This window comes from Klebsiella sp. D5A, from assembly GCF_001620885.1.
GTDB lineage: Bacteria > Pseudomonadota > Gammaproteobacteria > Enterobacterales > Enterobacteriaceae > Klebsiella > Klebsiella variicola.
The window spans coordinates 12,946-26,368 of sequence record NZ_LOAR01000012.1; the positions used below are offsets into that span (position 1 = coordinate 12,946).

Annotated in this window: 14 protein-coding genes; 5 read left to right on the plus strand and 9 right to left on the minus strand. The window is 59.9% G+C overall.

What is annotated here, in order from left to right:
• Positions 1-18 precede the first annotated feature (18 nt).
• Genes dgoD through dgoR form a run of 4 tightly spaced genes read right to left on the minus strand, consistent with a single transcriptional unit; the run spans position 19 to position 3,329 of the window.
• Positions 19-1,167: a galactonate dehydratase gene (gene dgoD, locus AS136_RS17635; protein WP_023322864.1), complete on the minus strand. Its 1,149-nt coding sequence runs from the start codon at positions 1,165-1,167 to the stop codon at positions 19-21.
• Complete coding sequence (locus tag AS136_RS17640; protein WP_012967806.1) at positions 1,164-1,781, minus strand: 2-dehydro-3-deoxy-6-phosphogalactonate aldolase; 618 nt, start codon at positions 1,779-1,781, stop codon at positions 1,164-1,166. The genes dgoD and AS136_RS17640 overlap by 4 nt, the downstream gene beginning before the upstream one ends.
• Positions 1,726-2,643 carry a 2-dehydro-3-deoxygalactonokinase gene (locus AS136_RS17645; protein ID WP_012541312.1) on the minus strand — a complete coding sequence of 306 codons (918 nt, stop codon included), beginning with the start codon at positions 2,641-2,643 and terminating at the stop codon, positions 1,726-1,728. Before AS136_RS17645 ends, AS136_RS17640 begins: the two co-directional genes overlap by 56 nt.
• Positions 2,640-3,329 carry a D-galactonate utilization transcriptional regulator DgoR gene (gene dgoR, locus AS136_RS17650; RefSeq protein ID WP_022066201.1) on the minus strand — a complete coding sequence of 230 codons (690 nt, stop codon included), beginning with the start codon at positions 3,327-3,329 and terminating at the stop codon, positions 2,640-2,642. Before dgoR ends, AS136_RS17645 begins: the two co-directional genes overlap by 4 nt.
• 368 nt (positions 3,330-3,697) lie before the next feature.
• On the opposite strand from dgoR, the gene AS136_RS17655 reads away from it, so the two are divergent.
• Complete coding sequence (locus tag AS136_RS17655; protein WP_012967804.1) at positions 3,698-4,237, plus strand: DUF2058 domain-containing protein; 540 nt, start codon at positions 3,698-3,700, stop codon at positions 4,235-4,237.
• 25 nt (positions 4,238-4,262) lie between these two features.
• Here the strand turns inward: AS136_RS17655 and AS136_RS17660 are convergent, their stop codons facing one another.
• On the minus strand, positions 4,263-4,961 hold the full coding sequence (locus AS136_RS17660) for an RluA family pseudouridine synthase (RefSeq protein WP_023322865.1): 699 nt from the start codon (positions 4,959-4,961) through the stop codon (positions 4,263-4,265).
• Between the two features lie 190 nt (positions 4,962-5,151).
• On the opposite strand from AS136_RS17660, the gene AS136_RS17665 reads away from it, so the two are divergent.
• Together AS136_RS17665 and psrA are read left to right on the plus strand one after the other, a co-directional pair.
• Positions 5,152-5,634 carry a cold-shock protein gene (locus tag AS136_RS17665; protein WP_012541308.1) on the plus strand — a complete coding sequence of 161 codons (483 nt, stop codon included), beginning with the start codon at positions 5,152-5,154 and terminating at the stop codon, positions 5,632-5,634.
• Positions 5,635-5,746: 112 nt separating this feature from the next.
• Complete coding sequence (psrA, locus tag AS136_RS17670) at positions 5,747-6,646, plus strand: L-proline-binding transcription factor PsrA (RefSeq protein ID WP_008804348.1); 900 nt, start codon at positions 5,747-5,749, stop codon at positions 6,644-6,646.
• On the opposite strand, the gene AS136_RS17675 is transcribed toward psrA, so the two are convergent.
• From AS136_RS17675 to AS136_RS17685, 3 genes are all read right to left on the minus strand, one after another.
• Positions 6,621-7,430 (minus strand): substrate-binding domain-containing protein, encoded by an 810-nt coding sequence (locus tag AS136_RS17675; protein WP_008804347.1) that lies wholly within the window; start codon positions 7,428-7,430, stop codon positions 6,621-6,623. The genes psrA and AS136_RS17675 overlap by 26 nt on opposite strands.
• Before the next feature lie 11 nt (positions 7,431-7,441).
• Entirely contained in the window at positions 7,442-8,737 is a 1,296-nt protein-coding gene (gene tcuC, locus AS136_RS17680) for an MFS transporter (RefSeq protein WP_032432118.1), read from the minus strand.
• Positions 8,738-9,042: 305 nt separating this feature from the next.
• The gene (locus AS136_RS17685) at positions 9,043-9,975 is read right to left on the minus strand and encodes a LysR family transcriptional regulator (protein ID WP_022066199.1); all 933 of its coding nucleotides are present in this window, start codon (positions 9,973-9,975) and stop codon (positions 9,043-9,045) included.
• A 98-nt stretch (positions 9,976-10,073) separates the two neighbouring features.
• Here AS136_RS17685 and AS136_RS17690 point away from each other — a divergent pair, with 98 nt between their 5' ends.
• On the plus strand, positions 10,074-10,550 hold the full coding sequence (locus tag AS136_RS17690) for a GNAT family N-acetyltransferase (RefSeq protein WP_008804344.1): 477 nt from the start codon (positions 10,074-10,076) through the stop codon (positions 10,548-10,550).
• Positions 10,551-10,599: 49 nt separating this feature from the next.
• Here the strand turns inward: AS136_RS17690 and pckA are convergent, their stop codons facing one another.
• Positions 10,600-12,243 (minus strand): phosphoenolpyruvate carboxykinase (ATP), encoded by a 1,644-nt coding sequence (pckA, locus tag AS136_RS17695; protein ID WP_012967799.1) that lies wholly within the window; start codon positions 12,241-12,243, stop codon positions 10,600-10,602.
• 283 nt (positions 12,244-12,526) lie between these two features.
• Here pckA and AS136_RS17700 point away from each other — a divergent pair, with 283 nt between their 5' ends.
• Positions 12,527-13,420, plus strand: a complete 894-nt coding sequence (locus tag AS136_RS17700; protein ID WP_008804342.1) for a LysR substrate-binding domain-containing protein — start codon at positions 12,527-12,529, stop codon at positions 13,418-13,420.
• Positions 13,421-13,423: the final 3 nt, after the last annotated feature.

Below are 13,423 nucleotides of genomic sequence, written 5' to 3' on the forward strand. Positions count from 1 at the left end.
GCAGGTATTAACCGGGGACTACCACTCGGCGACCACGCCATCGGCAAGGCGCCAGACGGGGTTCCGCCAGTCAGGAGCGCGTCGGCTCATCTCAATCACTTTCTCTTCGTCGATATCGACCCCCAGCCCCGGCTTCATTAACGGCTTAAAGTACCCCCCCTCCATATTGAAATCGGCTTTGTTTTTCACGAAGTCGAGTAACTCGGCGCCCTGGTTATAGTGGATCCCCATGCTCTGCTCCTGGAAGACAGCGTTGTAGGAAACAAAGTCCACGTGCAGACAGGCGGCCAGCGCGATGGGCCCTAACGGGCAGTGCGGAGCCAGCGACACGTCCGCCGCTTCCGCCATACCGGCGATTTTGAAGCATTCGGTGATGCCGCCAGCGTGAGAGAGATCGGGCTGCAAAATAGCCAGGCCGCCGGCCTCCAGCACCCGCTTGAACTCAAAGCGCGAGAACATGCGCTCGCCGGCGGCCAGCGGGATCGCGGTTTGCGCCGCCAGCCGCGGGTAGTACTCCGCCTGCTCGGCCAGCACCGGCTCTTCGATAAACAGCGGCCGATAGGGTTCCAGCTCTTTAATCAGCAGTTTCGCCATCGGCGCGCTGACGCGGCCATGAAAATCGAGGCCAAATTCAATGTCGTTGCCAAATGCTTCGCGGATTTGCGCCACCGTGTTCACCGCCGCATCCACCGTGCGCGAACTGTCAATCATCCCCATTTCCTGACAGCCGTTGAGTTTGAAGGTATCAAACCCCATCCCGCGCAGCGTCTTAATCCCGGCAATGACCTCGGCAGGCCTGTCTCCTCCTACCCAGCTGTAGGCTTTGATTTTATCGCGCACCAGGCCGCCCAGCAGCTGCCAGACCGGCGCATTTAACGCCTTCCCTTTGATGTCCCACAGCGCCTGGTCAATACCGGCGATCGCGCTCATCAGGATCGGTCCGCCGCGATAAAAGCCGGCGCGGTACATGACCTGCCACAGATCGTTGATCCGCGCCGGATCCTGGCCAATCAGATAGTCCCCCAGCTCATGTACCGCCGCCTCCACGGTGCGCGCCCGGCCTTCGACGATCGGCTCGCCCCAGCCGACTATCCCCTCGTCGGTTTCAATCTTGAGGAACATCCAGCGCGGGGGTAAACGCCAGGTGGTCAGTTTGGTTATTTTCATTTCACAGCCTCTTGATACGCCCTAACAAATGCGGCGGCCTGCTCTGCGGTCCGCGCTACCGGCTGACCGGCGCGATAGAGATCGCTGCCCAGCCCCGCGCCCGCACAACCGGCCTCGATCCATTGCGCCAGGTTTTCCGGCGTGACGCCGCCGACGGCAAATACCGGCACCGACGCGGGCAAAACCGCTTTCAGCGCCCTGATGTAGTCGGGGCCAAACGCCGAAGAGGGAAAAATCTTCAGCGCCTGCGCCCCGGCTTCCAGCGCGGTAAACGCCTCGCTTGCCGTCGCGCAGCCGGCGCAGACGGTCATCCCGTGCCCAACGGCCCGGCGGATCACCGCCGGCTGCACATTGGGGGTCACCACCAGCCGCGCCCCCAGCTGCGCCAGCCGATCGACCTGCGCTTCCTGCAGCACCGTTCCGGCGCCAATCAGCGCCTGCGCGCCGTAGGCCCCGACCACGGCCGGGATGCTCTGCTGCCATTGCGGTGAATTGAGCGGGATCTCCACGGTGTCGAACCCGGCGGCGATCGCCGCGCCGACGTGCGCCAGTGCCTCGTCAGGGGTGATGCCGCGCAGAATAGCGATCAGCGGAAGTGAGGTTTGCCACTGCATGTACGATGCTCCTTATACCAGCCAGAAAGGCATCGTCGCCCGACACTGTCGTCACCTGGCGGCCCAACAGCTGAAATGCCTGCTGATAGCGCGCGGAGAGGGACGGGCCGGCAACGATCGCGATAGCCTGTTCGTCGGCAATGAAGGCGCGCATGCTGGCCACCTCCGCGCCAATTAACAGGCCGGATAGATACTCGCTCACCTGCTCCCGGGCCAGCGCCCCCAACAGGTGCGCGGCGCGGGTCTCAAAAAGCTGTGGCAACACCGCGGGCGCGGCCAGGCCGCGCGCCAGCCCGGCGTGAAACGCCGCCGGCGCAGCCTGCTGCTCGGGTAATCCCGCGCCGATCAGGGAGTGCGTCAGCAGCAGATGGTGCAGTTCGCCGGTCATCACCGTGCGAAAGTCCTCAATCCGCCGGCCGTCGGTTTTGACCCATTTGCAATGGGTGCCGGGCATGACGTACACCGCCGCAGGGGCCAGCAGGCGTGCGCCGAGGAGCTGTGTCTCTTCGCCGCGCATGACGTTGTGGTGGTCTTCGCGGGAAGTGCAAAGCCCGGGGACAATCCAGATCCCTTCATCTACGGCGGTCAACTGGTTGCCAATGGCCGTGAAATCGGCGGGAAGCGGTAAATAGGGCGCGTTCTTCCAGCCCACGTTGCTGCCTACCATTCCCGCCATGACCACCGGGGTACGCCCCTCGCGCCAGCCATGGATTTGTGTCGCTAACACCGCTGCCGGCGATTGACCGTTCAGGCGGGCGATCCCCGCCGCCGACTGCCGGCTGTCGAGGCAGCGTTCGCCCTCAAACAGCCAGGCGCGAAAATTGGTCGATCCCCAGTCAACAGCGATGTAGCGAGATGTCATGTGATTTCCTTCAGTCTTCGTGTCGAGCTGGCGATCATGGTGAGCGCCGCCTGCTCTGCCGCGTTGCTGTCCTGATGGCGAATCGCATCGAACAGCGCTTTATGTTCCTGGAGCGTTTGCGGCATGTTGGCCTCATCCCCCATCCAGGTCCGTTCAAATATCGCGCGCTGCAGCGAGCTAATCGCCACGCTGAGCTGCTGCAGCACCGGGTTATGCACTGACGCCAGCACCGCTTCGTGATAGCGAATGTCGGCTTCATTAAAGGCATCGCGCTGCTGGTTGTTGGCGATCATGTCATTCAGCGCCGCCTCAATCTGCGCCAGATCGCTGGAGGTGGCCCGCTCTGCCGCCCAGCGGGCGATCGCCGGCTCCACCAGATTACGCACTTCGCTCATCGCCGCGATGAGCCCCGGGTCTTCATCCTGTTCCAGCGCCCATTGCAATACGTCGCTGTCGAGGAAATTCCACTGGCTGCGCGGCGCGACGAAGGCGCCGCGATAGCGTTTCATCTCAATCAAGCGCTTCGCCTCCAGCGAGCGAAAGACTTCGCGGATGATGTTGCGGGAGGTGGCAAACTCCTCGCACAGGTCAGCCTCCGCCGGCAGCGCCGCGCCGGGAAGATATTTGCCGCTCACAATCTGGCGGCCCAGGGTCACCATCAGCCGATCGGTTTTAGTCAGGTTCATAGCGTGTCCTTAACGGGGTTATGCCCGGTTACTTTACTCCGTTCAGCGCGTTTCCACCCAGTCTGGTAGTACAAACGTGAACCTGTTCATCCTTGCCTGTGACACATAGTAGTACTATTAATAAAAATTGTACTACAATCAAGATCACAAAAAAGACAATCCATCACAAAAAAGGATCGTCGACATGCCAAAAATGGTGGCGATGATCCTTCGCCGGGGACGGGAAAGATGGGCCTGCGAGGCTGGGTTAACGCGGCTTAGGCGGGGGGCTGTCAGGCTAATCGGGGTAACGAACAGTGGGTAGTCTGGCGTCGTTTCGGCCAATGCAGGTATACTTGGCAGATGTTTCCTCAGTTTCAGACACGCAGATGACAAAACTCACCTTACAAGAGCAGATGCTCAAAGCCGGCCTGGTCAGCAGCAAAAAAATGGCTAAAGTCCAGAGGACGGCAAAAAAATCCCGCGTTCAGGCCCGTGAGGCCCGGGAAGCGGTGGAAGAAAATAAAAAAGCTCAGCTGGAGCGCGATAAGCAGCTCAGCGAGCAGCAAAAGCAGGCGGTGCTGGCGAAAGAGTATAAAGCCCAGGTGAAGCAGCTGATCGAGATGAACCGCATTACGGTCGCCCGGGGCGATATCGGCTTTAACTTCACCGATAATAATCTGATCAAAAAAATCATGGTCGACAAGACCACCCAGACCCAGCTGATTAACGGCCGTCTGGCGATTGCCCGCCTGGCGGTGGATAACAAGCCCGAAGGTGAATACGCGATTATTCCGGCGGTGGTGGCCGAGAAAATCGCCCAGCGCGACGCCAGCAGCATCGTGTTGCACAGCGCCCTGAGTCAGGATGAGCAGGATGAAGACGATCCGTACGCCGACTTTAAGGTGCCCGACGATCTGATGTGGTAACCCCGGGCTTTCTCGCTGCGGGCGATCAGAACGGGCTCGCCTGCTGGATATGCATCGGCTCATGGCTGACGGGGTGGACAAAGCGCAGTTCGCTGGCGTGCAGCATCAGCCGCGGAGCCTGTTCCGTGCCGGGCAGCTCCCGGCCACCGTACAAATCGCAGCCAAGGATCGGATAGCCCAGCAGCTGGCAGTGGATGCGCAGCTGATGGGTGCGCCCGGTCTCCGGGGTGAGCGCCACCCGGGTTAACGCCAGCGCCCTCTCCCCATCCCGTGACTGATACAGGCGGTCAATGACCCGATAGCGCGAACGCGCCGGTTTGCCGTGCCGGGCGCAGAGCGACATGCGCGGGAAACGGGCCGGATCTTTGGCGATTGCCGCCTCCACGATCCCCTCGTCTTCCGCCAGGTGGCCGCACAGCAGCGCCGTATAGACCTTTGCCACCGTGCGCTGGCTGAACTGCTGACACAGCAAGGCGTTAACGTCTTTGTTGCGGGCCACCACCATCAGACCGGAGGTACCGAAGTCCAGGCGGTGCACCAGGGTGCAGCCCGGAAAGCGCTGAACCAGCCGGTGATGCACGGAGTCAAGGTTGCGCGGATCTTTGCCCGACAGGCTCAGCAGCCCGGCGGGTTTATTGATCAACAGCAGGTGTTCGTCCTGATACAAGAGGGTGATCTGTTCGCGGCACGGCGGCGCGACAAAGGTATCGATAATGGTGGACATCAGGCGGCCCGAAGAAGGAGTGGCTGGCGATAGTACCCCATTTTGGCCGCCGGCACGATGCTGGCGCACAATCCGCCCTCGCGGCGGCGTCATTTATCACCCACACTTATCGCAAAGGCATGGCCTGCACAGGCAATGTGCTTTACACTGCGCGCTGCAAAATTTGTGTTAACCAACGAGTAATACGGTAATGGCGATGAACGGAACAATCACAACGTGGTTTAAAGATAAAGGTTTTGGATTTATCAAAGATGAAAACGGCGAAAATCGTTATTTTCACGTGATTAAGGTCGCCAATCCTGATCTTATCAAGAAAGACGCGGCGGTGACTTTCGAACCTACCACCAACAATAAAGGGCTGTCGGCCTACGCGGTGAAGGTCATTCCGGAGAGCAAATATATCTATATTGCCGGCGAGCGGCTGAAGCTGACCTCCATTAAATCCTATGTGGTGTACCATGAGGAGGAGCCGGTCGAGACCCGCGTCGATAAAGAAAACGCGGTGCTGTCGGTCGGGCTGCTGATGAACAGCATCCGGCCAAAATCCACAGTGCAGCCGGGAGAGATGCGTTCGGTGAAAAAGCTGGCGATCACCACCTTTCAGGGGACAACCCTGATCTTCTCGGAAGACGAAATCGATATCGATGCCACGGTAAAACTGCTTAAGGTGTAAGCCCCGGCGCGCGGTTTCCCGCGCGCCCGAAGACCTGCCCGATAGACTACCCGCCATCGCCCCTCGCCGGACGGGGCGATGGCGCCAGACAGCCGATAAGGATGCCGCCGCCATGCCCGTAAATTTTGACTTCAACGATCTCTACGCCTTTCGCGCCCTGATGGAATATGGCAGTTTTCGGCTGGCCGCTGAATCCATCTGCCTGTCGCAGTCGGCCCTTAGCCGACGCATCGAAAAGCTGGAGACGGCGCTGGGCAACCGGCTGTTCGAACGTACCACCCGGCGGGTGACCCTCACGCTGTATGGGCAAAATTTTGCCGAACGTTCGGAGCAACTGCTGGCCCATGTCGAGACGGTGCTGGCGGATATCAGCCAGGTCAGCAAGGCGCGCACCGGGCTGGTGACGGTGGCGACGGTGCCCTCCGCCGCCTACTACTTTATGCCGGAAATCATTCGCAGCTTTCAGGCACGTTATCCCCAGGTGCGCATCCGGTTGATTGACAGCAGCGTCGGGAATGTGATCGAGGCCGTCAGCAGCGGACAGGCTGACTTTGGCCTCTGTTTTGCCAAAAACCTGCCAGCCAGTCTCGAATTCACGCCTCTTGCCGACGACCGCTATGTGGCCGCCTGTCGGTACGATCATCCGCTGGCGCGCAAGACGCACCTCAGCTGGCAGGCGTATTTTGAACAGGATTATATTGGCCTGGATCGGGTCTCGGGCAACCGGACGCTGCTCGACCGGGAGCTGGCGCATCTGACGCCGGCGCGGCCAAGTATCTGCGAAACCCGCCACGTCACCACGATGCTGGGGATGGTGGAAGCGGGCATCGGCATTGCCGCCGTGCCCGCGATGTCGATGCCCGCCGGGGAGCATTCCGTTCTCCGCGCTGTGCCGCTCACTGACCCGGTGGTCACGCGCACGGTAGGCCTGATCCGCCTCAGCGGCCGTATTCAGTCCTACGTGGCGGCAGAGCTGGAGAAGCTGATTATTGAACAGTATCCTTCTGGCTGACCGGCGTGGTGGCGGCCACGCTTCGCATGCCGGTGGCGTGGATGGTCTCCTGCGCCGCCGGTGAGGCCAGATACGCCAGCAGCGCCTTGCCTTCCTGCGGGTGGTCGGCGCTGATAGTCACCGCCCCGGCAAAGCGGGTGATGTACTGCAGGTTATCCGGCAGTTCGCCAACGAAGGTCACGCCGGGTACCGGCAGCAGTTCGCTCACCTGCTGAAAACCGATCGCATACCGTCCCTTCGCCACTTCCGAGGCTACCGGAATGCGCTCCACCATCTGCGCTTTGCTCTGCATCGCGTCATCAATGCCCAGGGTGTGGAACAGCGTCGAGCTAACATAGCGTCCGCTGGCGCTGTCGGAGTACGCGACCGACGGCGCCGCCAGCAGCGTCGCCCGCAGCTGGTCTGCGCTATGGATAGCCGGCAGCGGCGCCCCCGCCTTCACCACCACGCCGATCGGCGAGTCGGCCAGCTCCCGACGCGAACCCGGTTGCGTACGGCCCGCTTTTTCGAGGCTGGTTAGCGCATCCCCGACCATAATCACCACGTCCGCGTGTTCGCCCCGCGCCAGGCGGTTAGGGATCGCCTGCGGCGTTTTCCCCATCGACGGGCCGGGGATCACCACGAGGTGGTTGCCAGTTTGTTTTTCCCACGCCGGGGCCAGCTTTTCCAGCGCCGCTTTGAAGCCGCCGGAGATCATCACGGTGACCTCTGCGGCCAGCGCGCTGCCGCCGGTGGCGGCCAGCAGCAGCGTGGCCAGCAGTGTTCCTGTCGTTTTACGCATCATCTTCTCCCTGATTAACGTGCCGTCTGCAGCGCAACGGCGCTACGGCGATAGAGGTAGCAGGTGGCCAGCAGGCCGCAGATGGCGGCAAAGCTCATCCAGTAGCCGGGAGACGCTTTATCACCGGTATACTCGATCAGCGCCGTGGAAATCACCGGCGTGAAGCCGCCAAATACCGCGGTCGCCAGGCTGTAGGCCAGCGAGAAACCTGCCACGCGCACTTCGGCAGGCATAATTTCGGTCAGCGCCGGGATCATCGCCCCGTTGTACATGCCGTAGATAAACGACAGCCACAGCAGCACGCTCAGCATCATCAAAAAGCTCGGCGCGTTCGCCAGCAGGGTCAGTGCAGGCCAGGCGGTAGCCAGCGCCAGCAGGGTCATGGCAATCAGCACCGGCCGGCGGCCAAAGCGGTCAGACAGCGCCCCGCCCACCGGCAGCCAGAAGAAGTTGGAAATCGCCACCAGCAGCGTAACCAGCAGGCTGTCAGAGGCGCTGAGCATCAGCACCTTTTTACCAAAGGTCGGCGCATAGACGGTGATCAGATAGAACGCGGTGGTGGTCATCGCCACCATCATCATCCCGGCGATAACCACCTGCCAGTTCGCCAGCAGCGTGGCGAACACCTGGCGCATCGCCAGATGATGGCGGCGGGCGGTAAACTCCTGGGTCTCCTCCAGCTTACGGCGCAGGATGAAAATGAACGGAACGATCAGGCAGCCGAAGACGAACGGAATGCGCCAGCCCCAGTCGCTGATGGCGCTCTGCTCCAGCACCGCGTTGAGGGCAAAGCCCATCGCGGCCGCCACCATAATGGCAACCTGCTGACTACCCGACTGCCAGCTGGTGTAAAAGCCTTTGCGGCCCGGCGTGGCGATCTCGGCCAGATAGACCGACACCCCGCCCAGCTCGGCGCCAGCGGAAAAGCCCTGCAGCAGACGGCCGATCAGCACCAGCAGCGGTGCCCACAGGCCAATGGTCTGGTAAGAGGGGATCAGCACGATCAGAAAGGTGCCGGTGGCCATGATCGACAGGGTGACGATCAGCCCCTTGCGCCGCCCCACCTTGTCGATGTAGGCGCCAAGCACGATAGCGCCGATGGGGCGCATCAAAAAGCCGGCGCCAAAGACCGCGAAGGTCATCATCAGCGAGGCGAATTCACTGCTCGCCGGAAAAAAGGTATGTGCGATGTAGGTGGCATAAAACCCGAACAGGAAAAAGTCGAACTGTTCGAGAAAGTTACCGGACGTGACGCGCAGGATGGCGCCGATCCGGTCACGGGTACTCATCAGTGAGGTTGTTGAATGCATGCAGGTCTCCAGTTTGTTATCCACGCGTTGTCGCGCGCCTGTTGCTGAAGACTGAAACAGAACCGGGAACGAAATAAGCGTAATAAACGCATCCATTAATGCATTTTACGCATGAATAACATTTAACTAATTAACATTACTTTTGCATACAATCATTTAACACATACCGTGCTAACCACGCTGCGGGTGACGGCGAAAAAGTCAGTTTTCCGTTTTGTGACCGAGGCCAGGGTACGTCGCCGTGGGTTGACGGCATAAAAACCCTGGCCTGGGGTGAGGATACACGCTGCCGGCCGCAAAGCGCGTCAGGAAGCGGAAGCGGCGGACTCCCCCACCAGCGTCTGCAACAGAGCGATCAGCCAGCGGGTAGCTTCGCGTTTCCCGCTGCGTTGGTGGGCGTAAATCTTGACGTCAAACGGCGGAACCGGAAACGGCAGCGGGAAAATGGTCAGCCGGGCGGCGCGGGCCATCGTCTCCGCCGCTCGCCGGGGCAGCGCCATCAACAGGTCGCTCTGCTCAATAATGAAGGGCGCGCTCAGCATCGAGGGGGTTTTCATCGCCACCTGCCGCGAATAGCCCTGCCGCTCCAGCTCACGGTCCAGCACCCCCTGCTGCTCATTCCACGGGGTCACCACCAGATGACGGGCAGCAAGGTAGGCGTCCAGGGTCAGCGCCGTCCGGTCGGCCTGGCTGATGACCACATATTCGTCCCGCAGCCAGTTAATCTCCTCAAGATCGGGATGGGCTGGCTCGTCAGGGGTATTGAACCCGAGGGCCAGGTCGACCTCGCCCGCCAGCAGCTCGGTCAGCGCCGGGCTGTGGGGCAGATAACGGAGTTCAAACCGCAGCCCGGGCGCCTCACGCTGCAGGTGGTGCATCAGCGTCGGAAAGACGCAGAACGCGGTGAAATCGGTGATCGCAATCTGCATGCAGTCGGTGCTGGCGGCCGGCACAAACGCCGCCGGCGGCGTCAGCTCCTGGTTGAGAAACTTCAGCGCCGAAGCAATAGAGGGCGCCAGCTGGCTGGCATAGACGCTGGGGCACATCCGGTGCCCTTCGCGATAGAACAGCGGATCGTTGAGGGCGCTGCGCAGCCGGGAAAGCGCATGGCTCAGCGCCGAGGTGCTCATTGCCAGCTCTTCCGCCGCCAGGCGCACCGAGCGGGAGCGATAGACCGCGTCAAAGACTGGCAGCAGGTTGAGGTCAATCCGGCGCAGGACAGGATGCATAATATTCATCGTTTGCTGATTTCATTGCACTTAATTCTTTTCACAATACCGCTTATCCTCAGGGTCAGCAATTTTGCTCTCTTTTGACTATTGATACAGGACGCCCCATGAGCATCACGATCCGCCAGGCCACCCCGGACGACGCCACCGCTATTTACGACATGATTTATGAACTCGCGGTCTACGAGAAAGCCCCTGAAGAGGTGGTGACGACGGCAGAGGAGATCAGAGAGACGCTGTTTGCCAGCGGCAGCAAAACCGAAGCGCTGATCTGCGAGGTGGCGGGCAAAGCGGTGGGCTACGCGGTGTTCTTCACCAGCTATTCCACCTGGCTTGGACGCAATGGTATCTATATGGAGGATCTGTACGTGACCCCCGACTATCGCGGGATCGGCGCCGGAAAAGCGCTGCTGAAAACCATCGCGCAATATGCTGTACAGCGTCAGTGCGGGCGTCTGGAGTGGAGCGTGCTCGACTGGAACCAGCCGGCGATTGATTTCTATCTGAGCATTGGCGCGCAGCCGCAGGATGAGTGGGTGCGTTATCGCCTCACGGGCGATGCGCTGCGGGCCTTTGCGGAGTAAAGCGGCTCGCCAGCAGGTCGGCGCCTAGCGTCGACCTGCTGGCCGCGGATCAGGCTTCGACCGCGCTATTCTGCAGCTGCGGACCGGCCAGCGCCAGACGCGCGCCCGCTTCGGTATCGCTGTACTGCTTAAAGTTATCCATAAACAGCTGAGCCAGACTCTCGGCCTTCTCCTGCCACTTATCCGCTGAGCTCCAGCCATTACGCGGATCCAGCACCGCGCTGTCTACCCCTGGAATGCTCTGCGGGATCGCAAGACCGAACACCGGGATGGTCTCATCGCGCAGCGGGCCGGTAGTGCCGTTGAGGATCGCGCTAATGATGCTGCGGGTATCGCGCAGCGACAGGCGTTTGCCCTCGCCGTTCCAGCCGGTGTTGACCAGCCAGGCTTCCGCACCGGATTCCGCCATCTTCGCCGCCAGGACGCTGGCGTACTGGGTTGGGTGAAGCAGCAGGAACGCCGCGCCATAGCAGGCGGAGAAGGTCGGCGTCGGCTGGGTAATGCCGCGCTCGGTACCCGCCAGCTTCGAGGTGAAACCCGACAGGAAATGGTACTGCATCTGCTCGGTGGTCAGACGGGAGACCGGCGGCAGGACGCCAAACGCATCGGCGGCAAGGAAAATCACCTTCGACGGATGGCCCGCGCGGGATACCGGCTTGACGATATTGTCGATATGCGACAGCGGATAGGAGACGCGGGTGTTTTCGGTTTTGCTGCCGTCGGCATAATCCACGCTACCGTCGGCGCGCACCACCACGTTTTCCAGCAGCGCATTGCGGCGGATGGCGCCATAAATCTCCGGCTCCGCCTGCGGGTCGAGATTGATGGTCTTGGCGTAGCAGCCGCCTTCAAAGTTAAACACGCCGTCATCGTCCCAGCCGTGCTCGTCATCGCCAATCAGCTGACGATGCGGATCGGTCGACAGGGTGGTTTTACCGGTACCGGAGAGGCCGAAGAACAGCGCCACATCCCCTGCTTCGCCACGGTTGGCCGAGCAGTGCATCGACGCGATGCCTTTCTGCGGCAGCAGGTAGTTCATGACCGAGAACAGCCCTTTCTTCATTTCGCCGCCGTACCAGGTGCCGCCGATGAGCTGAATACGCTCGCTGAGATTAAAGGCGACGAAGTTCTCGGAGTTCATCCCCTGCGCCTGCCAGTTGGCATTGGTGCAGCCCGCGCCGTTGAGCACCACGAAGTCTGGCGTAAAGCTGGCCAGCTCGTCGGCGCTCGGCACGATAAACATGTTTTTGACAAAGTGAGCCTGCCACGCCACCTCGGTGACGAAGCGTACGCCAAGGCGGGTATCCGGGCTGGCGCCACACCAGGCGTCGATGACATACAGTTTTTTACCGCTCAGTTGGCCCGCGACCAGGCTTTTCAGGCTGCGCCACACGTCTGGCGATAACGGTTTGTTGTCATTGCGGCCGAGGCCGGAGTCTGCCCACCAGACGGTGTCGCGAGTCTGTTCGTCGCGGACGATGTATTTATCGCGCGGTGAACGGCCGGTGAAGATCCCGGTATCAACAGCTACGGCGCCAGAGTCGGTCATCACGCCGCGGGCCGCGCCGGTCAGCTCAGGAGCGGTTTCATGTGCAATAAGCAAATCGTAATCAGGGTTGTAAAAGAATTCGCCGCTTGCATTAATCCCCAGCTCCTGCAGAGCCATTTTAACTGATTCAATTTGTTGTGACATGGAACTCCTGACAAACTATTTAAGGTAAGAGGCCTGGGTTATTCATTGCTTTCGTCATCGTCGCCGGCGATTTAATAAGATAAGTCCTGGACAATAAAATAAAGCAATAAATAACCGTGAGTCGCGATTTCATATCGTGCTCATGTAGGGTCGCCGATATGCATTCATAAATCTCAACTTTCCAAAAAATGTTAACACCTGTCGATAATTATGTTAATTGCATAGTTTCTATGCGCTATGCTAAAATTGCATAGCCTTTATTGCGTTTTTGAGGACTGGATCGGTGTTGGCAAATCTGGAAGTTAAATGGCTGTATGATGTGATTGCCCTTGAGGAGTCGCGCAGCTTTACACTGGCGGCCAAAGCCCGCAACATCTCTCAGTCCTCGTTCAGTCGACGCATCCAGTCGCTGGAGGCCTCCCTCGGATTCAGCATCTTCGATCGTAGCGCCAACCCCCTGCAATTGACCAACCGCGGGAAAATTTTTGTCGGCTATGCGCGAAATATGCTCGATGACATGGATTTTCAGATCAGTCGTATTAAGGGTTTAAATAACACGACCCAGAAAATAAGAATCGACGCGGCCCCTTCGCTGTCGGTGTTATTACTGCCGGAAATCATCGCCGGTTACACCGACCGTAAAAATAAGACTTTTCATGTTGAATCGATTAACGTCAACGACGCCGTATTTAACCTGAAAGAGGGAAAAAGCGATTTTATCCTCTCCTTCTATAATGAAGAATTAATGAACTATCCGTTTATTAATCATAAAATTTTTGATTCTTACCTGCACCTGGTCTCCCCCTGCGACGAACATGGCCGCCCGCTGTTTCATTTACATCGCGGCGTGCTGCCGCTGATGAAATACGCCAACGACAGCTATATGGGGCGCCAGGTGAACCAGGTGATCGACCGCACGCCGGAGATCACCTTCTCCCTCACCTTCGTCTCTTCCATGAGCGAGTTGCTCAAGCGCATGATCCTCAATGGCGATGGCGTGGGCTGGCTGCCGCAATACTCTATTCAGCGCGAGCTGGACGAAGGCCGACTGACCATCCTCGATGACCGCCTGTCGCTGCCGATCGGCGCCTGGCTCTACCGCTCCGGCTCGCGGCTTAACCAGGCCGCCGAACGTTTCTGGCAGCACATTAAAACCCGTAACGAACCGCGGGAATAACCC

Excerpts from the sequence above, each read along its gene's own strand:
- AS136_RS17665 (WP_012541308.1), top strand. The coding sequence starts at position 5,152 with ATGGCGATGAACGGAACAATCACAACGTGGTTTAAAGATAAAGGTTTT.
- dgoR (WP_022066201.1), bottom strand. The coding sequence starts at position 3,329 with ATGAACCTGACTAAAACCGATCGGCTGATGGTGACCCTGGGCCGCCAG.
- psrA (WP_008804348.1), top strand. The coding sequence starts at position 5,747 with ATGCCCGTAAATTTTGACTTCAACGATCTCTACGCCTTTCGCGCCCTG.
- AS136_RS17640 (WP_012967806.1), bottom strand. The coding sequence starts at position 1,781 with ATGCAGTGGCAAACCTCACTTCCGCTGATCGCTATTCTGCGCGGCATC.
- AS136_RS17685 (WP_022066199.1), bottom strand. The coding sequence starts at position 9,975 with ATGAATATTATGCATCCTGTCCTGCGCCGGATTGACCTCAACCTGCTG.
- tcuC (WP_032432118.1), bottom strand. The coding sequence starts at position 8,737 with ATGCATTCAACAACCTCACTGATGAGTACCCGTGACCGGATCGGCGCC.
- AS136_RS17655 (WP_012967804.1), top strand. The coding sequence starts at position 3,698 with ATGACAAAACTCACCTTACAAGAGCAGATGCTCAAAGCCGGCCTGGTC.
- pckA (WP_012967799.1), bottom strand. The coding sequence starts at position 12,243 with ATGTCACAACAAATTGAATCAGTTAAAATGGCTCTGCAGGAGCTGGGG.
- AS136_RS17645 (WP_012541312.1), bottom strand. The coding sequence starts at position 2,643 with ATGACATCTCGCTACATCGCTGTTGACTGGGGATCGACCAATTTTCGC.
- AS136_RS17690 (WP_008804344.1), top strand. The coding sequence starts at position 10,074 with ATGAGCATCACGATCCGCCAGGCCACCCCGGACGACGCCACCGCTATT.
- dgoD (WP_023322864.1), bottom strand. The coding sequence starts at position 1,167 with ATGAAAATAACCAAACTGACCACCTGGCGTTTACCCCCGCGCTGGATG.
- AS136_RS17660 (WP_023322865.1), bottom strand. The coding sequence starts at position 4,961 with ATGTCCACCATTATCGATACCTTTGTCGCGCCGCCGTGCCGCGAACAG.
- AS136_RS17675 (WP_008804347.1), bottom strand. The coding sequence starts at position 7,430 with ATGATGCGTAAAACGACAGGAACACTGCTGGCCACGCTGCTGCTGGCC.